General features: G+C 64.5%; 19 protein-coding genes. 3 read left to right on the top strand and 16 right to left on the bottom strand.

Annotated features, from left to right (window positions below; genetic code table 11):
• Positions 1-132: 132 nt before the first annotated feature.
• The 5 genes from ACK2VC_RS14140 to ACK2VC_RS14120 form a co-directional block, all read right to left on the bottom strand.
• Positions 133-1209: a tartrate dehydrogenase gene (locus ACK2VC_RS14140; protein WP_486731025.1), complete on the bottom strand. Its 1077-nt coding sequence runs from the start codon at positions 1207-1209 to the stop codon at positions 133-135.
• Positions 1210-1236: 27 nt separating this feature from the next.
• Positions 1237-2304: a hypothetical protein gene (locus tag ACK2VC_RS14135; RefSeq protein ID WP_486731024.1), complete on the bottom strand. Its 1068-nt coding sequence runs from the start codon at positions 2302-2304 to the stop codon at positions 1237-1239.
• Positions 2305-2433: 129 nt separating this feature from the next.
• Entirely contained in the window at positions 2434-2892 is a 459-nt protein-coding gene (locus ACK2VC_RS14130; protein ID WP_486731023.1) for an acyl-CoA thioesterase, read from the bottom strand.
• Positions 2892-3737, bottom strand: a complete 846-nt coding sequence (locus ACK2VC_RS14125) for a DMT family transporter (protein ID WP_486733247.1) — start codon at positions 3735-3737, stop codon at positions 2892-2894. Before ACK2VC_RS14125 ends, ACK2VC_RS14130 begins: the two co-directional genes overlap by 1 nt.
• A gap of 190 nt (positions 3738-3927) precedes the next feature.
• Entirely contained in the window at positions 3928-4923 is a 996-nt protein-coding gene (locus ACK2VC_RS14120; protein WP_486731022.1) for a diaminopimelate dehydrogenase, read from the bottom strand.
• 134 nt (positions 4924-5057) lie between these two features.
• Between ACK2VC_RS14120 and ACK2VC_RS14115 the strand changes: the two genes are divergently transcribed.
• The gene (locus tag ACK2VC_RS14115; protein ID WP_486731021.1) at positions 5058-5501 is read left to right on the top strand and encodes a thioesterase family protein; all 444 of its coding nucleotides are present in this window, start codon (positions 5058-5060) and stop codon (positions 5499-5501) included.
• Positions 5502-5597: 96 nt separating this feature from the next.
• On the opposite strand, the gene ACK2VC_RS14110 is transcribed toward ACK2VC_RS14115, so the two are convergent.
• From ACK2VC_RS14110 to ACK2VC_RS14080, 7 genes are all read right to left on the bottom strand, one after another.
• Positions 5598-8249: a DUF349 domain-containing protein gene (locus tag ACK2VC_RS14110; RefSeq protein WP_486731020.1), complete on the bottom strand. Its 2652-nt coding sequence runs from the start codon at positions 8247-8249 to the stop codon at positions 5598-5600.
• Between the two features lie 47 nt (positions 8250-8296).
• Positions 8297-9097 carry a competence/damage-inducible protein A gene (locus ACK2VC_RS14105; RefSeq protein ID WP_486731019.1) on the bottom strand — a complete coding sequence of 267 codons (801 nt, stop codon included), beginning with the start codon at positions 9095-9097 and terminating at the stop codon, positions 8297-8299.
• Positions 9098-9120: 23 nt separating this feature from the next.
• Positions 9121-9978: an EI24 domain-containing protein gene (locus ACK2VC_RS14100; protein WP_486731018.1), complete on the bottom strand. Its 858-nt coding sequence runs from the start codon at positions 9976-9978 to the stop codon at positions 9121-9123.
• A complete protein-coding gene (locus tag ACK2VC_RS14095; protein ID WP_486731017.1) occupies positions 9978-10961 on the bottom strand; it encodes a sterol desaturase family protein in 984 nt (327 codons plus the stop codon). Before ACK2VC_RS14095 ends, ACK2VC_RS14100 begins: the two co-directional genes overlap by 1 nt.
• Positions 10962-10963: 2 nt before the next feature.
• On the bottom strand, positions 10964-11782 hold the full coding sequence (locus tag ACK2VC_RS14090) for a polysaccharide deacetylase family protein (RefSeq protein ID WP_486731016.1): 819 nt from the start codon (positions 11780-11782) through the stop codon (positions 10964-10966).
• Positions 11783-11787: 5 nt separating this feature from the next.
• Complete coding sequence (locus ACK2VC_RS14085) at positions 11788-12768, bottom strand: YVTN family beta-propeller repeat protein (protein WP_486731015.1); 981 nt, start codon at positions 12766-12768, stop codon at positions 11788-11790.
• A 106-nt stretch (positions 12769-12874) separates the two neighbouring features.
• On the bottom strand, positions 12875-14044 hold the full coding sequence (locus ACK2VC_RS14080) for an NAD(P)/FAD-dependent oxidoreductase (RefSeq protein ID WP_486731014.1): 1170 nt from the start codon (positions 14042-14044) through the stop codon (positions 12875-12877).
• Positions 14045-14103: 59 nt separating this feature from the next.
• Here ACK2VC_RS14080 and ACK2VC_RS14075 point away from each other — a divergent pair, with 59 nt between their 5' ends.
• Positions 14104-14460: an FKBP-type peptidyl-prolyl cis-trans isomerase gene (locus ACK2VC_RS14075; RefSeq protein ID WP_486731013.1), complete on the top strand. Its 357-nt coding sequence runs from the start codon at positions 14104-14106 to the stop codon at positions 14458-14460.
• A gap of 38 nt (positions 14461-14498) precedes the next feature.
• On the opposite strand, the gene ACK2VC_RS14070 is transcribed toward ACK2VC_RS14075, so the two are convergent.
• Positions 14499-15950, bottom strand: a complete 1452-nt coding sequence (locus ACK2VC_RS14070) for a wax ester/triacylglycerol synthase family O-acyltransferase (protein ID WP_486731012.1) — start codon at positions 15948-15950, stop codon at positions 14499-14501.
• Between the two features lie 140 nt (positions 15951-16090).
• On the opposite strand from ACK2VC_RS14070, the gene ACK2VC_RS14065 reads away from it, so the two are divergent.
• On the top strand, positions 16091-16345 hold the full coding sequence (locus tag ACK2VC_RS14065) for an acyl-CoA-binding protein (protein ID WP_486731011.1): 255 nt from the start codon (positions 16091-16093) through the stop codon (positions 16343-16345).
• 21 nt (positions 16346-16366) lie between these two features.
• On the opposite strand, the gene ACK2VC_RS14060 is transcribed toward ACK2VC_RS14065, so the two are convergent.
• Genes ACK2VC_RS14060 through ACK2VC_RS14050 form a run of 3 tightly spaced genes read right to left on the bottom strand, consistent with a single transcriptional unit; the run spans position 16367 to position 19024 of the window.
• Positions 16367-16651 (bottom strand): polyhydroxyalkanoic acid system family protein, encoded by a 285-nt coding sequence (locus ACK2VC_RS14060; RefSeq protein ID WP_486731010.1) that lies wholly within the window; start codon positions 16649-16651, stop codon positions 16367-16369.
• 2 nt (positions 16652-16653) lie between these two features.
• Entirely contained in the window at positions 16654-17643 is a 990-nt protein-coding gene (locus tag ACK2VC_RS14055) for a 2-hydroxyacid dehydrogenase (RefSeq protein ID WP_486731009.1), read from the bottom strand.
• Between the two features lie 13 nt (positions 17644-17656).
• Positions 17657-19024 carry a sodium:proton antiporter gene (locus ACK2VC_RS14050; RefSeq protein ID WP_486733246.1) on the bottom strand — a complete coding sequence of 456 codons (1368 nt, stop codon included), beginning with the start codon at positions 19022-19024 and terminating at the stop codon, positions 17657-17659.
• Positions 19025-19311 lie beyond the last annotated feature (287 nt).

Below are 19311 nucleotides of genomic sequence, written 5' to 3'. Positions count from 1 at the left end.
TCCCTGATTCTTGCGTACGATAAACGTATTGGAGTGTAGCAAAAGATTGAATATTCGCAAGTAAATTAAATAGTTAGGGCCACCATTTAAACAATTTTCTACTTGACGACCCCGGTTTCCCGGCAGGCCGCGTCATGCCAGTGCGGCGGCAATCGCGCGGCCGAGGTCGGCGGTGCCGGCCGTGCCGCGCATATCCGGCGTGAACGGGGCGTGCTGCGGCCCGGCCGTCAGCACCGCTTCGATCGCGGCCACCACCGCGGCCGCCGCATCCGGATGGCCGAGATGTTCCAGCATCATCGCGCCACACCAGATCTGCCCGATCGGATTGGCGACTCCCTTGCCGGCGATGTCGGGCGCCGAACCGTGCACCGGCTCGAACAGCGACGGGTAGCGCCGCTCGGGATTGATGTTGGCTGACGGCGCAATCGCAATGGTGCCGGTGCATGCCGGGCCAAGGTCAGACAGGATGTCGCCAAACAGGTTGGACGCCACCACCACGTCGAACCAATCCGGGTGCAGCACGAACTGCGCGGTCAGGATATCGATATGGTATTTATCCCACTTTACATCGGGAAAGCTTTGCGCCATGTCAACCACACGTTCATCCCAGTACGGCATCGTGATTGAAATGCCGTTCGACTTGGTGGCCGAGGTCAGGTGCTTCTTCGGCCGCCGCTGCGCCAGCTCGAACGCGAACTTCAGGACGCGGTCGACGCCGTGGCGCGAAAACACACTCTCCTGGAACACCACCTCGCGCTCGGTGCCTTCATACATCTTGCCGCCGACCGACGAATATTCGCCCTCGGTATTTTCGCGCACCACGTAAAAGTCGATGTCGCCCGGCTTGCGCCCCGCCAGCGGCGACGGGATGCCCGGCATCAGGCGGCACGGCCGCAGGTTGACGTACTGGTCGAATTCGCGCCGGAACTTCAGGAGCGAGCCCCACAACGAGATGTGGTCGGGCACGATCGCCGGCCAGCCGACCGCACCGAAGAAAATCGCATCGTGGCCGCCGATCCGGTCTTTCCAGTCGTCCGGCATCATTTGCCCGTGGCGGGCGAAGTAATCGCAATTGGCGAAGTCGAAATGATCAAAGACAAGATCGATACCGTAGCGGCTGGCGGCTGCTTCCAGCACGCGCAAGCCTTCCGGCATGACTTCCTGGCCGATGCCGTCGCCGGCGAGTACCGCGATCCGATGTTGTGTCATGGCATTGCTCCGTATTGATTAATGGGTTCAGGCAGCGGCATGCTGCCGCAATTGCTGAGCGACCGCCTCCGGATGCCGCATGCAAAAGGATTCCTGCAGCAGCAGTTGCAGATACGAGGCGTCAGTCACGTGCAGCGCGTTGTTCAGATACAAACGTGGCAACAGGCGTGCCGCCAGCCAGTGGCGGCCGCTATCGTTTCCGGCGTGGTCGGGGAAAAAGGTCAGGTTGAAGCTGGCCAAGCCCTGGGCGCCAAAGGCGGCGACGATTCGCACCAGCATGGCAGCGAAGGCATCGATGTCATCATCCGACAGGTCGGTCAGCCGGCTCTTGCCAGGAAACAGCGCCAGCGCATCGCCCATGACGCCGGTCGGCGCATACGGCACCAGCCACGCCGCCGCATTGTCCGCCGCCAGCCAGCGCGGGCCGTCGCGCTCGGCCGCCAGCAGATCGGCGCCATAGCAGCGTCCATGCCGCTGCCGATACGCATCCTCGGCGGCCAGTTCGCGCGCCAGCCGGTTGCCGGGATGTGCGGTCAACGCGACCTGCATGTGCGGGTGCAGTTGCGAGCCGCCGGCAGCCGGCAGGTAGTTCCAGGTCAGCAAGCCGTAGCTGTCGCTGCCGGCCAGTTCGCGGCGCAGGCAATGCGCAAAAAAATCGCGCGCCAGCTTGACGGTATCGGCCACCACCCTGGTCGGCAGTGGCGATGGTAGCGTGTGCGCCTGCGACATCGCGGCGATCGCCGAAATGTCATCGTAGGGAAACAGGTTGGGAAACAGCGTCGCTTCGCCGCGGCGCAATCGGCCGTCAATCGCACTGCTGCCGGCGGCCGCGAAATCCTGCAGGAATTCAGGCGCAAAGCGCGGCGTGACCCGGTTCACCTGCTCGGGGCAGAACGGGCAGCCGGCGCGGGTATTGTCTGCCAGCGCCGTCATGTCCGGCGCTTGTGGCGTCATGCCGGTGAAGTGGCAGATGCGGGCGCTGTCGCCGGTCAGCGGGTCGAAGCGGATTTCGCTTTCGATCCCGGCGCGGGCGAAATTCTGGCGCGGGTCGAGCAAGGCGGTCAGTTTTTTTTCGGAACGAAAGGCGATGCTCATGCTGGAACCCATCTCTTTTTTTTTGAAATCAGTTGGGGACAGAGTATCGCTACGCTTAACTCCGTCCCACAATGGATCGAAATTCGCTACGCTTAACTCTGTCCCGTAATGGATCGAAATTCGCTGCGCTTAACTCTGTCCCGCAATTCCCAAGATTGATTCCAGCAGCGCGCGCGTCGGCGCCGGAATCGGTGCCGGCCGGCGGCTGGCGCGATCCACATAGACGTGCACGAAATGCCCCTGCGCGGCCGCCGTTTGCTGGTCGGCGCGGAAAATCCCGACTTCATAGCGCACACTCGAATTGCCCAGTTGGGCCACGCGCAGACCGGCGATCACCGGCTCCGGAAACGCCACCGGTTGGAAATAATTGCAGCGGCTTTCAATCACCAATCCGATCACTGGACTGGTCTCGACATCCAGCACGCCGCCGGCGATCAGGAACTGGTTGACCGCGGTATCGAACCAGCTGTAATACACGACGTTATTGACATGGCCATACGCATCGTTGTCCGACCAGCGCGTGGTGATCGGATGAAAATGCCGATAAGCGGCGCGCGTGTGCGCTTGTTCCCTAGCCTGTTCTCCCATTATTTCCTCACCACAAAGGCAACCCCGGCCACCGCCAGCACCATGCCGGCCATCCCGAGCAGGCTGAACGACTCGCCAAACATGAGCCACGCCATCAGCGCGGTGGTCGGCGGCGTCAGGTACATCAGGCTGGCAACCCGGGTGGCGGCGCTCTTGCGCACCAGCGCATACAGCAGGAAAATCGCGCCGATCGACAAGGCCAGCACCGACCACAGCAGCGCGCCGATCAGGCGCGGCGTCCATTGCACCGTGTCCAGCGCCAGTGAAAAATGTTCAAACCAGATCGCGAACGGCAACACCACCACGATCGAGGCAGCAAACTGGACGATGGTGCCGGTACGCAAATCGAAGTGGGCACAGTATTTTTTCTGGTACAGCGTGCCGAAGGTGATCGACAACAGCGCGAACACGCACAAGCCGATGCTGGCGGCGGACAGGCCGGACAGGCTGATCTTGTTGGCCACCACCAGCGCCACCCCGGCCAGTCCCATCAACAAGCCCAGCCACTGCCGGCGCTGCACCGATTCGCCTACCATGCCGGCCGAGAACGCGGTCAGGATCGGCTGCAGGCCGACGATCAGCGCCGACAGGCCGGCCGGCATGCCGAGCTTGATCGCGCACCAGACCCCGGCCAGGTAGCCCGCCTGGATCAGCACGCCAGCCAGCGCCACATGGCGCATGCGGCCCAGCGGCCACGGCGCGCGCAGCAGCAACACCAGCGGCAGCAGGATGGCCAGCACGCCGACAAAGCGCAGCAGCAGGAAGGTCAGCGGTGGCGCATACGGCAAACCGTACTTGGCGACGATGAAGCCGGTGCTCCAGATCAGCACGAATACCAGCGGCATGGCCGCGACCCAGCGACCGGGAGGGATTCTTGACGCGCCGGCGTCGGTTGCTGCGGCAGCACTCATGTAGGCAATTCGAAAAGGATAACGGGACAGCGGGCCACACGGCTAGCGCAACCGGCGATTATAAAGTGCCGCGCCGTTTCCGGTAACCACTGGCCCGCACCCGATCCGTGCCGCCGGCTGCGCCCTACAGCAGTTCTTCACGTAATTGCGCCGCGCTTTTCGGCGACAGCAGGCCGGGCGCCACATCCAGCACCGTCCTGGCGCCGGCCTCGCCCTGCTGATGCAGCCGGAACGCGGCGCGCGCATACGCCACCAGCACGCTGGCGGTGAACTCCGGGTTGCTGTCGAGCTTCAGCGAATACTCGATCACCTGGTTATGGCTACCGCCATCCGCGCCGCTTTTGCCGCTGCGGATCACGAAGCCGCCGTGCGGCATGGCGCCGTGCTCACGCCGCAATTCCTGTTCGGTGATGAAATGCACGCTGGTGTCGTAATCGGCGAAATAATCCGGCATGCCGACGATCGCACGCTCCACCGCCGCCGCATCGGCGTGCGGCTCCAGCACCACGTAGCACTCGCGCGTGTGCTTGTCGCGCGTGGCCAGTTGCGGCAAGGCGCCGCTACGCACCTGCTCGACCGCGGCCGGCACCGGGATCGTGTATTGCACCGCGCCGCGCACCCCCGGCACGCGCCGGATGGCGTCGGAATGGCCCTGGCTCAAGCCCTTGCCCCAGAAAGTGTAGGTCGCCCCTTGCGGCAGCACCGCCTCGCCGTACAGCCGATTCAATGAAAACAGGCCCGGGTCCCAGCCAACCGCGATCAGCGCCGTCTTGCCGCCCTGGCGCGCGGCCTGGTCGACCGCGTCGAAATACTCGGGAATCTTCGCATGCGTGTCAAAGCTGTCGACCGTGTTGAACCAGGCCGCCAGTGCCGGACCTTGCTGCGGCAAATCGCTTTTCGAGCCGCCGCACAGGATCAAGACGTCGATCTGCTGGCGGAAAGCTTCGATCGCCGCCAGCGGATGCACCGGCACCCCGGCGCTCAGCAACGTCAACTGCGCCGGATCGCGCCGGGTGAAGACGCCGACCAGTTCCATGTCGGGGTTTTGCGCCAGCGCCGCTTCCACGCCGCGGCCCAGGTTGCCGTAGCCGGCGATGCCGATTCTGGTTTTCGTACTCATATCCTGACTTGCCTTCCCTCGGGTTGATCGTTGTTCGGATGGGCGGCATTATCCCCGAAAACCAGGGGTGATCCGGAACCGGTAAAATCCGCGGCTGCGCCGTACGCGGCATGACCAGCCCAGCGAGATCGACGATGGCCCGCCTGCAACTCGAATTTCCCGAAGAACAATACTGCTACTCGACCCGGATGACGGTGCGCGTGACCGACATCAACGCCGCTGGCCATCTCGGCAACGACTCGATGATTTCGATGATTTCGGAAGCGCGCGAGCGTTTCCTGTTCCAGTTCGGCGTGCGCGAAACGCGCGCCCACGGCATCGGCACCATCGTCACCGACCTCGCCACCACCTACCGGGCCGAGGCGCACGCGCGCGACCAATTGCTGTTTGAAGTCGGCGTCATGGATTTCAACAAGTACGGCGGCGACATCACGTTTCGCATCAGCCGTCCGAGCGACCGGAAACTGGTGGCGATGGCCAAGTCCGGCTTCATCTTTTTCGATTATAAAAACTCGCGGGTGGCGCCGATGCCGGTCAGCTTTCACGGCCGGTTTCCCCACGTGAATTGGGTAGGGTGACCCATGGTTTCATGTACTCCCACACAAGCACCATTATTCCGCCCGAAAATAAAAAGAAGTTTTAACATACTCCATAGCTGCCAAGAATAACCGAATTCACGCAACGCCAGCCGGGGGCGCCGCGATGCCGGGCAGGCGCAGCGCGGCGCACTTCGCCAGCAGCCGGCCGAGGCGCGCGCCGGCCTCCTGATCGCACACAGCCGGCAGGCCGCACAGCGCCAGCAGATACGCCGGTGCGGCCAGCGCCGGGTCGCCGTTTTTCAACTTGGCCGCCAGCACCTCGACCTGCAGTTGCAGGCGCTGGCGCGCCAGCGCCGGCGGGCTATCGACGCCGCACAGGATTTCCAGTTGCAGAATGTCCTGCAGCAGCGGCACACGGTTGCTTTCCAGGCGCTCGGCATAGCCGCGGTCGGCACCTTGCAGCGCGGCGTCGACGGCATCCAGCCGGGCGCGCAGCGCCTGTTCGAATGGGGCCGCCAGTGGCGCCAGCGCTTGCCAGCGCGCCTGCGCCTGTTCCCGCTCCGCCGCCAGCCACGGCTGGCCATCGGCCAGCCGTTGTTCCAGTTCCTGGCACAACCCCAGCTTGCCGTGCAGCGCCGCGTAGCCAGCTTCCAGCGCGCCGTGCCGGGCGCGCTCCAGTTGCGCCTGCAATGCCGCCAGCGCGGCGGCGCGGCGGCGGTTGATGCGCTCTTCCTGCGCGCGCGGCACCGGGCCGATTTGCGACCAGGCGGCCTGGTTCTGCCCGATCAACCGGCGCACCTCGGCCGGCGCCGCGCCAATCGCCTCTTCCAGTGCCTGGCACAGCGCCTGCTTTTGCTGCAGGTGGTGGCGCCGTTCCTGGTCGGCACTGAAATTTGCCTGCTGGCGCTGCGCGAACACGGCGTCGCAGGCGGCGCGAAAGCGTTGCCAGAGCTGTTGTTCCTGCCGGCGTTCGAGTGGCAGCGCCTGCGCCATGTCCTGCCAGCGCTGTTGCAATGCGCGCAGGGCTTGCGGCGTGTCGCGCGCGCCTGGATCCAGTTCCAGCGCGGCGGCGATCAATTCCTCGCGCCGCTTCGCCTCCGCCGCCTGCTGCCGTGCCAGCGGCTGCGCCACGCCTTGCAGCGCGGCGTCGAATGCGCGCTGCAGCCGCTTGTGATCCTTGCGATCGAGGCTACCCAGGCCGTGCCAGGCTTGCCGCATACGCGCGCAAAACAGCGCAGCGGCTTTCCAGTCGGGGCCGGGCTCGGCTTGCGACGCAGCCTGTTCCAGCTCCGCTGAATATTGCGCAATCTGGGTCAGCAACGCCTCGGCCTGCGCCAAATGTTCGCGCCGCTGGTCGGCCTGGCGGCTGAAGTATTCGGCGGCCGGTGCATAGGCGGCGCTGCAGGCGGCGTCGAACTGCCGCCACAAATCCTTGGGCGCGGCGCCAGCCGAGGCGTCCAGCGCCTTCCAGCGCGCACGCAAGGCGCCAACCTGTTGCGCCAGCTCGCGCGGCGGCAGCGCGTGGCGCGGCAATTCCTGCGCGCTGCCGAGCAGTTCCGCGCGCGAAACGTTGCCGCCCCAGCGCGCCCAGTCCTGCAACCGCGCCAGTTCGGAACGCGCCACCGCCAGGCGCGCGCCGGCCGCGGCCGGCGGCGCAATCGCCTGCAGTTCCGGCGCGCGCAGGCGAGTGTCGCAATCGAGCGCTTCCTGCAGCGCACCTTGCTGCAGCGCCGCTTCCAGCGCCAGCAGCGCTTCCCCGAACTGCTGCCGCGCCTTCGCATCATCCTGGCGCGGCGCGCGCGGCGGTGCCTTGCCGGATGCGGTCAGTTGCGCCAGCAGGGCCTGGAATTGCCGTTCCAGATCGGCTGCCTCATCCAACTCCGGCGCCAGCGCCGGCAGCGCCTGCCAGGCCTTCCGCAACTCGGTCGCGAGCAAGGTGTCCGGCGCCGCCGCCTGCCATTCGGCCAGCGCCTGGCGGCGCGCGGCAGCCGCCTGCTGGCGTTCTTGCGCGCGCTGCCAACCGGCACGAAAGGCCGCCCGTTGCTGCTCGAAATCGCGCTGGAAATGGCGCGGCAATGAGGCAGCTTCCGGCGCCGCCAGATGATTCGTCATCGCGTTTTCGAGTATCGCCAGCGCGCGCGCGATCTCTTGCGCCGGCGGCAGCTCCGGGGTGGCCAGCGTATCCTGCAACTGTCGCCAGCGCGCCAGCGTATCCAGTGCCGCGCGTTGCAGCGCGGCCTGCGCCAACAGGCGCGCCTCCAGGGCGGCACGCAGCGGCCGATACTGCTCCTGCTGCTCGGGCGCCACCGCCTGGATGGCTTGCCAGGCGCGATCGAGATCGGCGACCTGGTTCGGCAGCAGTTGCGGCTCGTCGCATAACTGTTGTGCGCTGTCGAGACAGGCTTGCGCCTGCTGCGCTGCCCGTTTCTGCTGCGCCAGCGTCTCCAGCCGCTGCTGCAATAGCCGCGCGACCCGCCGGTCGAGCTTGCGCATCGACGGCAGCAACCGCTCCAGCATCGGCTCCGACTGCACGCACTGCGCGGCCAGCGCACGGGCATCGGCGAACTCGCATTGCAGGATGAAGTCGACCGCCGCCGCTTCATCGCCGGCCAGTGCTCGGGCTTGCGCCAGCGCAGACTGTTTGCGCTCGGCCTGCAGCTCAGCCAGCGGATCGGCCTTCAGCGCCGGGGTCGGAGTTGACGCCGGCGCAGTCGCGGCCGGCGCGCCTTTGCGGCGCTTGAAAAGGTAATCGAACATGGTGGCCACAAGGTAAGCTGCACGAGGCATGAAATTCCAAAGGCGCCCATCATAGCAAGCGCGCCGCGCACTGCCGCTTACGGATACTCGACGGCAACCCCGAGCTGGGCCAGGCCGGCCAGCAACCGCTGGAACGCCGGTTCGACCTGCATCGCCTCACCCTTGACGCCCAGCTCGATGTGGCGGCGCGTGGCGGCATCGCCAACGGTTGGCAGGCTGAACACCTTAACACCCGGAAACTCGCTTTCCACCGCTTCCATCAGCGGCGTCAGCGTCGATTCCATCGTGTCATACAGCAGCACCGATTTTTCCAGCCGTACGACCCGGTGGAACAGGTCGGCGTGGTAGGTATCCAGCGCCCATTCGATCATCGGCCAGGCCATCACCGGAAAGCCGGGCGCGAAATAATGGGCGCCGCCGTTGCCGTTGCGCAGCGAAAAGCCGGGAATCTTGTTGTACGGATTCGGCACGATTGCCGCGCCTTGCGGAAATTCGCCCATTTTCAACCGATGCTGGTTGTCCGGCGCCGCCACGTCGGGCTGGACGCCGCTGGCGCGCGCCATGTCGGCGATGCGCTCCTCGATCAGGCGCTTCGCCTCCGGATGCAATTGCAGCGGTACCCCGAGCGCCGCCGCCGCGCATTGGCGGGTATGGTCATCCGGGGTGGCGCCGATGCCGCCGCAGGAAAAGACGATGTCGTCGGAAGCCAGCGTGCGACGCAGCGTGGCAGTGATCCGCGCGCGGTCGTCGCCGACGAACTCGGCCCAGCCCAGTTGCAGGCCGCGCGCCGCCAGGATTTCGACGACCCTGCCGAAATGCTTGTCGGTCCGTTTGCCGGAAAGGATTTCGTCGCCGATGATGATCAGTCCGATAGCCATGAATCTGGATGCCCTTCAGTGCGTTAATTGATGTCTTGCAAACGGGTCGCCGCTTCCCGCGACACCTCGGCACCCGGCGCCGCCTGCTGCTGCATCCGGTAGTGCGCCAGCGCGGCCAGACAGTAATGCTGGAACCACAAGCCGGTGAACACAAACACCAGCACGTACAGCCAGATCGCGCCCGCCGCCAGCAACGGCAGGAAGATCACCGACAGCACGCCTCCCAGCCACAGCATGCCGGGCGCCGCGCCCAAGGCGCCGCTGATCGCGCCGATCCAGAGTAGCGGCCAGCGATGCAGGCGCAGGATCGCCTCGCGCTCGGCGGCGCTGGCATGCTGCGCCAGCGCATCGTAGGCCATCACGCGACAGGTCAGCCAGCCCCACAAGAGCGGCTGCACCAACAGCGTGAACGGCGGAATCAGCGCCAGCGGCAAGGTCAGCAGCCACAGCGCGAGGAAAATCACGAAACTCGAGCAGAAGGTCCACAGGCTGCCTAGAAAGGTGCCGCCGTGCCGCTGTTCCAGCGCCGGGTAGTAACGGTAACTGACATGTTTGACCACCACCGGCACCGCCAGCGTGGCGACGAAAACCAAAGCGGTCAGGATCATCAGCGGCAGCAACACCCACATCGCGATCAGCGGCACGATCACGGTCTTGAGCGCGCCCAGCCCGACCCAGCCCAGCACGCGCCCGGCCACGCCAAAACCCTGGTGCTCGACGAACCAGGCCTGCAGCCAGTCGATCATCGGCTGCAGGCCGAGCCACAGCGCCAGCCCCCAGAGCGCGGTCGACAGCAGGAACGGGATCAAGGTCAGCAGCAGCATGCGCAGGTGCAATTGCGACCAGAGCGCACGGCCAAAGGCGAGCAAGGCCGCGCCCATCAGGAACGCTTCCTGCGCGCATATTCCAGCATGCGCTGCAAACCCAGCCACTGCTGCCCCCAGAAGCCGCTCCCATAGTCGCGTGCGCAGCCTTGGGGTGGCGGCAACTGGTCGCGGATGCCGGTCGCCACGAAGGTCTTGCCAAAACGGGCCGTGCGAAACAGGATGTCCCACACCGGAAACAGCACCGCGAAATTGTGGCCGCCAAGGGTGCCCTCGCCTTGCGATTCGTGACCGATGCCGATTGCGTGGTGCAGCCGGTGGTAGCGCGGCGACACCAGCAGGCGCTCGCCGACCGCGCCGAAGTGGATGCGCACGTTGGCATGCTGCAGGCTCTGCAGCATGCGCGAGGCCGCCACCAGCAGCACGTACTGGCCCGGCTCGACGCCGATCGCCAGCGCCACTAGCGCCATGTAGATGTCGCGCAGCAGGTCGTCCAGCAGATGATTGCGGTTATCAGACCAGAGATTCAGGTCGCGCTGGCTGTGGTGCAGGCTGTGCAACCCCCACCACCAGCCGAAATGATGGCTGGCACGGTGATACCAGTAATCGAAAAAATCCAGCACGAATAGGTACAGGAAAAAGCTCGCCAGCGGAACGTCGGTCACCCCCGGCCACAATTGCTCCAGGTTGAACGGGCTGATGCCCTGCAACCGCAATTGTTCGGCCAGCGCGTCGTACACGGGATTGAGCACGAAAAACACCGCGATGGTGAAGATGCCGAGCCGGTGGATGCAGGTATAGAGGAAGTCGATGCGGCGCGCACCGGGCGCCAGCTTCGGCTGCACCGGCAGCCACGCTTCCAGCGGCCGCAGCAGCAGGTATAGCAGCGCCAGTTCAAGGACGCCGATCATGAACCATTCGGTGCCGGTAAACGCATCTTCGGCCCAGGCGCCCAGCCCGGTGGCGTACATGAACGGCAAGACTACCTCCTGGAACAGCCAGCCCTGGACGGCGGCGAAGGCGCTGCTGAAAACATCCATCCTCATTCCTCGGCAATGGCGGCAGCCCGCGCCAGCGCGGCACGGTAGGCCGGATGCTGGCGCAGGGTAGCGAAACAAAAACCCTTTTGCTCCAGCCCTGCGATCAGCGGTTCCAATACCGCCGGCGCCCACGGCTCGCGGCGCGACCAGATGCCGAGGTGGGCCATGAAGATATCGCCATCCTGCAAGGCGACCAACGCGCGTTTCAGCAGCACCTCGTTCGGCCATTGATCGCTCGGCAGCTCATCACCGGAAAAGCCGGCCGCGGCCCAGCCGACGTGAGCATAGCCGCAAGCGGCGCCGGCGGCCTGCAGGTTGGGCGTCAGGCGTCCGCCCGGCGCGCGCCACAATGGCTCGAGCCGGGCTCCGGTCAGGTCGTGAAAGCGCTGCCCCACGCGCTTGATTTCGTCGCAATAGCGGCCGGCGTCCCATACCACCTTCCTGCCGGCATCGGCGCCGAATTGCGGTTTCATTTCCATGCGGCCGCCGGCCAGGTCGCGCACCACATACACATGGTCGAAAGTATGGCTGCCGAAGGCATGCCCTTCGGCCACGCGCGCCTTCCAGTACGGCGCCCAGGCCGGGTCTAGTGCAAAATCGCCGTTCACGGTCTTTTCATTGGCCAGGAAAAAGGTGGCGCGAATCCGGTGCCGCTTCAGGATCTGCGCAATCAGCTCGGCCTGCGAGTGGTTGCCGGTGTCAAAGGTGAGATAGACGGTAGCACGGCACTGGCCGGCCGGCGCCGATGCCGCGACCGGGGAAATCAGGCTGCCGGCCGCCAGCATCGCCACCGGCAGCCAGTATTTGGCGGCGGCGCGCATCACGACTACAAACGGGGGGAATGATTGGCGAAATAGATGCCGTGCGGCGAACGTCCGACCGGAATCGTCTTGATCACCTTCCTGCCGGAAATGTCGATCACCGCCACCTGGCGCACCCAGCGCAGCGTGGTCCACAAGGTCTTGCCGTCGGCGCTCACTTCCATGTCGTCGGGGCCGCCCGGGACGTCGATCGTACCGATGTTGGTCAAGGTCTGCTGGTCGATGATGTTGATGGTGCTGGAGACCCGGTTCGAGACGAAGGTGTAGCGGCCGTCGCCCAAGGCACGGAAATTATGCGCACCGGCGCCGGTCCGGATGCGCTTGACGATCTTCTGGGCCCGCCAGTCGATGACTTCGACATAATCGCGCCCCATGATGCCGACCAGCAGATAATTGCCGTCGGACGTCATGGCAATGCCAGCCGGTAGTTTGCCGACCGGCATCGTCCATTTGATCTGGTGCGTGGCAAGGTCGATCGCGCTGACCTGGTCACTGCCTTGCTGCGTGATGAAGGCGGTGGTGCTGGCCGCATCGAAGGCAATGTGGCTCGGCAGTTTCGGAAGCGGCAGGCGCGCCGTCAGCTTCAGATCCTTGCCGTTATAGCTATAGATATCCACCCGGTCCAGCCGCAATGCGGCCGAGACAAACCATTTCTGGTCCGGCGAAAAGCCGATCTGGTAAGGATCGATGACATCCTTGATGCGATGCTGAATGACGCCGGTTTTGGGGTCGAGGAAAATCAGTTCATTGCCGACCGCGCTGGCCACGATCAGCGACTTGTTGTCTGGCGTCGCCATCAGGTGATGCGGCTCCTTCCCCACCGAAAAGCTGTCTATCTTCTGATACGTTGCCTGATCCAGCAAACTGATGGTGGCATCTGCCGAATTGAGTACCACCACAACATTGGCCTGGGCCAGCGAAGCCACCGGCAGGCAGGCCAGGGCAAGCCAGAAGCGCAGCAAGAACGGGAACGGAAAACGGTGCATGGAAGTCGTTTGCAAAGGAGTGGAAGTGCATTTTACCGCGCCGCAATCGGCCCGATTCGGCTAAATCGCAGGGTTGTGCGCCGGCCGTAAAAACCTGGCATTTTTCCTATGAAATGGGGTTGGCGGCGCGGCAAGCGTTGCGCGCGGGCGACAGGTCGGCGGCATGCACGCCGAATGCGGCGATGTCGGATGGCAACGGGCGCCGCTGCACCAGCGCGGCGGCGATCCGGCCCAGCGCCGGCGCGGTCTGTATGCCGTAGCCGCCCTGCCCCGCCAACCAGAAAAAACCATCGGCGTCGGCCGCATAGCCGGCCACCGGCGTCTTGTCGGCCACGAACGAGCGCAGCCCGGCCCACTTGCGCAATACGCGCCCGATCTGCAGCGTACTGGCGCGCTCGATGCGGTCGGCGGCGAGCGCGACGTCCAGTTCTTCCGGCTGCACGTCCTGCGCCGGCACCGGATCTTCGTTGGCCGGCGAACCCAGCAACACGCCGGCGTCCGGCTTGAAATAAAACTGTTCGTCGATGTCGATCACCAGCGGCCAGGTGCTGATGTCGACTCCGGCCGGAGCGGCAAAGGTGAATGCGGTGCGGCGCTTGGGCACCAGACCAACCGGCGCCACCCCCGCCATGGTCGCAACCACATCGCACCAGGCACCGGCGGCGTTGATCACGATTGGCGCCGCGAAATTTCCAGCCGGCGTCTCGATTTGCCAGACGCCGCCGACGCGGCCGATGCGCAGCACCTCGGCGTCACACACCAGTTGGCCGCCACCGGCTTTCATGCCGCGCAAAAATCCCTGGTGGATCGCATGCACGTCCATGTCCATCGAGTCCGGCTCCAGCATCGCCCAGCTTGCGGCCACGGCATTCAACACCGGCACGCGCTGCGCGATCTGCGCGGCATCCAGCCACTCGATGTTTGACACCAGCGCGCGCGCCTCTTCATAGGCAAGTCGCACTTTGTCGCGCTGCTGCGGGCCGCCGATGATCATCGAGCCGCGCGGCGTCAAGAGCGGTTGCGCCGCAAAACCGGCCGGCGGATTCAGATAGAAGGCGCGCGAGGCGCTGCTGATCGCCCGCACGCAGGGATTGCCGTAGGTTTCCGAGTACAGCGCAGCCGAGCGGCCGGTGGCGTGATAACCAGGCTGCGCCTCACGCTCCAGCAAGACCACGCGCGCCTCGCCTGCCAAATGGTAGGCGACGGAGGCGCCGGCGATACCGGCGCCGATGATCAGGACATCGGTGGATTGAAACTGCGCGCTGCTGGCGGTCATGGCACGTCCGGTTTTTGGTTTACACTGCGGCCAGTATAAACAACCTTGAAAGACCATACATGACCAGCATCATGACCTCCTCCGGACTCGAATACGAAGACACCACCGTCGGCGAAGGCGCCGAAGCCAAGGCCGGCGATCACGTCAGCGTGCACTATACCGGCTGGCTGCGCAACGCCGACGGCAGCGCCGGCGCCAAGTTCGACTCCAGCAAGGATCGTAACCAGCCGTTCGAATTCCCGCTTGGCGCCGGCCATGTAATCAAGGGCTGGGACCAGGGCGTGCAGGGGATGAAGATCGGCGGCGTGCGGCGCCTGATCATCCCGGCTGCGCTCGGTTATGGCGCGCGCGGCGCCGGCGGCGTGATTCCGCCGAACGCGACGCTGATTTTCGAAGTGGAATTACTGGCCGTCTGACGGCTAGCTCGCTGGGCGCCCGACCAGACCTCGGGCGCTCATGCCGCCATCAAAGCCAGCATCACCAGCTTTTCGAATTCCGGCGCAAAGCGCCGGATGATGTGGTGCGGATCGGGCGCGACCGCCTCGTCGGTAACAATGCCGAACTGGACCCCGCCGTTGTAGCTGAGGATCGAAACGCCAACCCCGATATCGCCTGACTGCGGCACCCAGAACATGATCTGGTCGAGCTGGCTGCCGGCCAGGTACAGCGGCGCCTGCGGTCCCGGCACGTTGCTCATCACGGCCGTGGCCTTCCTGGCGAAGTAGTTCTGGATTTCGTTTTGCATCTGCTTCGGCGTCGCCCCCAGCACGCCGAGCAGAGCCATCGCCACCAGCGCCTGATAGCCGTCCTTCAGCTCGTTCATGCGGCGCCGCACCTCCTGCAAACGGCCGATCGGATCTTCCAGGCCGACCGGAAGCACCAGCGGCACCAACCCAAACGCGTTGCCGAGTTTTTGTTCGCGCCCCGACTTGCGCAGATTGACCGGCACCATCGCGCGCAGCGCGCAATCGATCGTTACCGTGTCGCCCTTGTCGCGCAGGTAGGCACCGATGGCGCCGGCCACGCTCGCCATCAGCACGTCGTTGACCGAGGCGCCGAGCGCCTTGCCGATCGCCTTGACTTCGGACAGCGGCAACGGCTCGCTCCAGGCCACGTGCTTGATGCCATGCGGTTTTCCTTTCAGGCGAGTGCGGGAATCCTCGGTCATCAAGGCCAGCCGGGTGGCGTCCTGCGTCAGCCGGGTCGTGGCCGGCGCCACCCCGGCAAAGCGCGCGATGAATTTCTGCGGGTCGGCCAGCATCCACAGATACTTGCTCCACATCAGGCCCGACAGGTTGATTGCCTTGATCGTGGTGCGGGTCACCGGTTGCATGATCTGCAGCCACGGATTTTCCTGTGCCAGTTGCGCCAGGCGCTGGGCCTGTGGCGCCGGCCGCGGCGGCGCGTCGGGTGCGGTGTCGAACATCGATAACAGCACGCCGACCAGCGCAATGCCGTCGGCGATGCAGTGGTGGATGCGGATGATCACCGCCTGCCGGGTGCGGCCGTCGGCGCCGATGCAGTTGTCGACCACCTGCATCTGCCACAGCGGCCGCTGCGGGTCCAGCGGCGTCGCTGACAGCGTCGCGACCAGCCGCTCCAGCGCCGCCTTGTTGTCCGGGCTGCCTTTTTTCAGGCGACTGTGCAGGATGTGCTGATCCAGATCGACTTCCTGCTCCTGCCACCAGGCGCTGCCCATCTCGTACACCACACGGCTACGGAAGCGGTCGTAAGGCAGCAGGCGCTCGGTCATGGTCTGGCGGAAGCGGCCAATATCCATCGGCCGGTCGAACATCAGCACCGCCACGATCATCATCAGGTTGGTGGCCGAATCCATGCGCAGCCACGCAGTATCGACGGTCGACATTTTTTCGCGATACAGCGCTGGGGAAACGGCTGGCGACATCGAATATCTCCTCTAGTCCCGCGCTGTCGGGGATGATTTTTATGTGCTATGTTGGCGGCGCTCATGATCCATTTGACATGTGCGCCGGATTTTTCAGCACACTATCACAGCGACCTCTTTTGATCCACCTGGAGAACACCATGACCTTGCAAGCCACCTTCGACCAAGCCGTAGCCGACTCCAAGAACCTGCCGGAGCGCCCCGACAACACGACCCTGCTGAAGATCTATGCGCTGTTCAAGCAAGCCACCAGTGGCGATGTCGAGGGCAAGCGACCTGGCTTCACCGACATGGTCGGACGCGCAAAATGGGATGCCTGGGACAGCCTGAAGGGCTTATCGAAGAACGAGGCGATGCAGCAGTACGTCGACCTGATCGCCGAATTGAAAGGGTAAGCAGCCCGGCTGCGGCAGCGCTCAGGCCTTGCCGCCAAAGACCTTCTTCATGTTTTTTTCGACCTGCGCCGAGATCTTCGGCGCAAACGCCTTCAGCAGGAACCCCAGCGTAATTTCCAGGTGTACCTCCTTCTCGTGCAGCGCCAGCGTACCGGACACGCCGCTGCGCTTGAAGTACAGCACGTTGCCCTCCCACTGTATGGCGAGTTCATATTCCTCGACCAGTTGATCGACCACTTTCTGCGCCGCTGCATGGGCTTTTTTGTGGCTCAGCTTGTGCGCCTGGCGGATGGAAATATCCGGCACGATCAACCTCCTTGCAAAGCTTCCGGGTTTAACAGGTTCGGCGGCATGGCGCCACCGAGGGCTGCGATCAGGTTGTCGGCGGCGCAGTTGGCCATCGCACGCCGCGTCGGCTCCGATGCGCTGGCGATATGCGGTGTCAGCACCACGTTCGACAGGCTCAGGAACTCCGGATTGAACGCTGGCTCGTGCTCGAACACGTCCAGCCCGGCCGCCGCGATTTGGCGCGCGCGCAGTGCCGCAATCAGCGCCACATCATCGACGATGCCGCCGCGCGCGATGTTGACCAAGGTGGCGCTCGGCTTCATCAGTGCCAGTTCGACTGCACCGATGGTGTGATGCGACTCGGGCGAATACGGCAGTACCAGCATCACATGGTCGGCCTCGCGCAGCAGTTGTTCCTTGCTGACGTATTGCGCGTGATTGCAGCGCGCTTCCAGTTCCGGCGCCAGGCGCGAACGATTGTGATACAGCACCCGCATGTCAAAGCCGAGCGAGCGGCGGGCGATGGCCTGGCCGATGCGCCCCATGCCGATGATGCCGAGCGTCGAACCATGCACGTCGGCGCCGAGAAGGGTGTCGTAACGCCATTTTTCCCAGTGGCCGGCACGCAGCCAGTGCTCCGCCTCGGTCACGCGGCGCGCGGCCGCCATCAGCAGCGCCCAGCCGAAATCGGCGGTGGTCTGATTCAGCACCTCCGGCGTATTGGTCACCAGGATGCCGGCATGGGTGGCAGCCGCCAGGTCGATATTGTTATAGCCGACCGCCATGTTGCAAATCGCCTTCAGTCCGGACTGAGCCCCGACACCAATCAGTTGTGCGCCAATGCTCTCGCTGGCGGTAGTCAGCAGACCGGCCTTGCCGACCACCTTCTGCTGCAGCTCGGCAGCCGAAAATACCCGATCATCCTGGTTCGACTCGACCTCGAAATGCGTGGCCAGCCGCTCGACGACGTCGGGAAAGACCGCCCGTGTCACCAGAATCTCCGGTTTCATTGAAGCGTCTCTATCAAAAGAAAATGAAGGTCATGACGATGAACAGCGGGATCAGGATCGCACCCGACCAGGCCATGTAACCGAAGAAGGACGGCATCTTGATGCCACGATCCTCGGCGATCGCTTTCACCATCAGGTTCGGCGCATTGCCGATATAGCTGTTGGCGCCCATGAAGACGGCACCGCAGGAAATCGCCGCCAGCGTCGGCCCCAGCTTGGTCATCAACGTCGCGGCGTCGCCGCCGGCGGTATTGAAGAACACCAGGTAGGTCGGCGCATTGTCCAGGAACGAGGACAGGATGCCGGTGGCCCAGAAATACATGGCGTTGATCGGCTGCCCGCTGCCATCGGTGACGGCATGCACGATCGGCGCAAATGCGCCCTCGCCGCCGGCGCGCAGCATCGCGATCACCGGAATGATGGTCACGAAAATCCCGGCGAACAGCTTGGCCACTTCCTGGATCGGCCCCCAGGCAAACTCGTTGCCCTGGTGCGCACTGGCCGGGGTGATCCGCAACGACACCACGATGACACCGATCAGCGCCAGGTCGCGCAACAGATTTTGCCATTCGACGGCGGTCCCCAGCACGGTAAAGGCGACGCCGCCTTGCCAGATGCCACTCATCAGCACCAGGCCGATGATGACCGCCAGCAGGAAGAAATTGGCCTTGCCTTCAAAGCGGAGTTTCGAGTCCGGCGTCGGGTCCAGTGCCGGCGGAAGTTGCTCTTCGCGGTTGCGGTAGTAATGGCTGTCCAGCAGATAGAAAATGATCAGCAGCGTGCAGCATACAAACAGCGTCTCCGGAAAAATATTCCGCACCGTCCAGAAGAAATCGACTCCCTTCAGGAAACCCAAGAACAGCGGCGGATCGCCCAGCGGCGTCAGCGAACCGCCGGCGTTGGCCACCAGGAAAATGAAAAACACCACGATGTGCGCGGCGTGCTTGCGGTTGTCGTTGGCACGGATCAGCGGCCGGATCATCAGCATCGCGGCGCCGGTGGTGCCCATGAAACTGGCAAGTACGGTGCCGATCGCCAGGATGCCAGTGTTCAAGCCGGGCGTGCCGTGCAAGTTGCCGCGCACACAAATACCGCCAGCCACCACGAACAGCGCGGTCACCAGCATGATGAAGGGGAAGTATTCGGCAGCAAACGCATGCATCGCGCCGGCGGCAGCAGTGCCGCCACCGAACAGCGCGGCGCACGGCAGCAGGAACGCCAGCGCCCAGGCCGCGCTGACCTTGCCGAAATGATGGTGCCAGAAGGTTGGCGTCAACAACGGGCATAAGGCAATCGATAGCAGCAGGCCGACGAACGGCAACGCCCACCAAGCCGACAACTGGCTGCCATCCAGTTCAGACGCGCCGCACCATAGCGGCATCGCGGCCAACAGGCCGACCAGGAATTTTGCTGCCAATTTTGCTTCTCCCCGAGTGTTGATTATTCTGGTGGCGCGTATTTTAGCCCGATTCAGCAAGGCCGGTCGTACCGGCGCGAGCGTTTGGCGACGCGCCTTGGCAGCGCGCGCCTGGCGCAAACAATTGGCGCGGACGCGGGTGACGCAGGTGGAAATCCGCCCCGACTTCCTCCCGGCCGCGGCGGTCTGGCGACACTGCAAGTATTCGTGGCCGGCGGCGCTCGCCAGCCCGCCGCGGCTCTCACCCGGTT

Source organism: Herbaspirillum sp. WTB6, from assembly GCF_057457785.1.
Note: the sequence above shows the minus strand (reverse complement) of the source record. Positions and strands in the feature narration are given on the sequence as shown.

Bases quoted from the DNA above. Each gene is read 5' to 3' on its own strand.
- ACK2VC_RS14140 (WP_486731025.1), bottom strand. From the start codon at position 1,209: ATGACACAACATCGGATCGCGGTACTCGCCGGCGACGGCATCGGCCAG.
- ACK2VC_RS14095 (WP_486731017.1), bottom strand. From the start codon at position 10,961: ATGGATGTTTTCAGCAGCGCCTTCGCCGCCGTCCAGGGCTGGCTGTTC.
- ACK2VC_RS14085 (WP_486731015.1), bottom strand. From the start codon at position 12,768: ATGCACCGTTTTCCGTTCCCGTTCTTGCTGCGCTTCTGGCTTGCCCTG.
- ACK2VC_RS14105 (WP_486731019.1), bottom strand. From the start codon at position 9,097: ATGGCTATCGGACTGATCATCATCGGCGACGAAATCCTTTCCGGCAAA.
- ACK2VC_RS14070 (WP_486731012.1), bottom strand. From the start codon at position 15,950: ATGTCGCCAGCCGTTTCCCCAGCGCTGTATCGCGAAAAAATGTCGACC.
- ACK2VC_RS14130 (WP_486731023.1), bottom strand. From the start codon at position 2,892: ATGGGAGAACAGGCTAGGGAACAAGCGCACACGCGCGCCGCTTATCGG.
- ACK2VC_RS14075 (WP_486731013.1), top strand. From the start codon at position 14,104: ATGACCAGCATCATGACCTCCTCCGGACTCGAATACGAAGACACCACC.
- ACK2VC_RS14110 (WP_486731020.1), bottom strand. From the start codon at position 8,249: ATGCCTCGTGCAGCTTACCTTGTGGCCACCATGTTCGATTACCTTTTC.
- ACK2VC_RS14050 (WP_486733246.1), bottom strand. From the start codon at position 19,024: ATGCCGCTATGGTGCGGCGCGTCTGAACTGGATGGCAGCCAGTTGTCG.
- ACK2VC_RS14125 (WP_486733247.1), bottom strand. From the start codon at position 3,737: ATGCCGCTGGTATTCGTGCTGATCTGGAGCACCGGCTTCATCGTCGCC.
- ACK2VC_RS14080 (WP_486731014.1), bottom strand. From the start codon at position 14,044: ATGACCGCCAGCAGCGCGCAGTTTCAATCCACCGATGTCCTGATCATC.
- ACK2VC_RS14120 (WP_486731022.1), bottom strand. From the start codon at position 4,923: ATGAGTACGAAAACCAGAATCGGCATCGCCGGCTACGGCAACCTGGGC.
- ACK2VC_RS14055 (WP_486731009.1), bottom strand. From the start codon at position 17,643: ATGAAACCGGAGATTCTGGTGACACGGGCGGTCTTTCCCGACGTCGTC.
- ACK2VC_RS14135 (WP_486731024.1), bottom strand. From the start codon at position 2,304: ATGAGCATCGCCTTTCGTTCCGAAAAAAAACTGACCGCCTTGCTCGAC.
- ACK2VC_RS14065 (WP_486731011.1), top strand. From the start codon at position 16,091: ATGACCTTGCAAGCCACCTTCGACCAAGCCGTAGCCGACTCCAAGAAC.
- ACK2VC_RS14090 (WP_486731016.1), bottom strand. From the start codon at position 11,782: ATGCGCGCCGCCGCCAAATACTGGCTGCCGGTGGCGATGCTGGCGGCC.
- ACK2VC_RS14115 (WP_486731021.1), top strand. From the start codon at position 5,058: ATGGCCCGCCTGCAACTCGAATTTCCCGAAGAACAATACTGCTACTCG.
- ACK2VC_RS14100 (WP_486731018.1), bottom strand. From the start codon at position 9,978: ATGGGCGCGGCCTTGCTCGCCTTTGGCCGTGCGCTCTGGTCGCAATTG.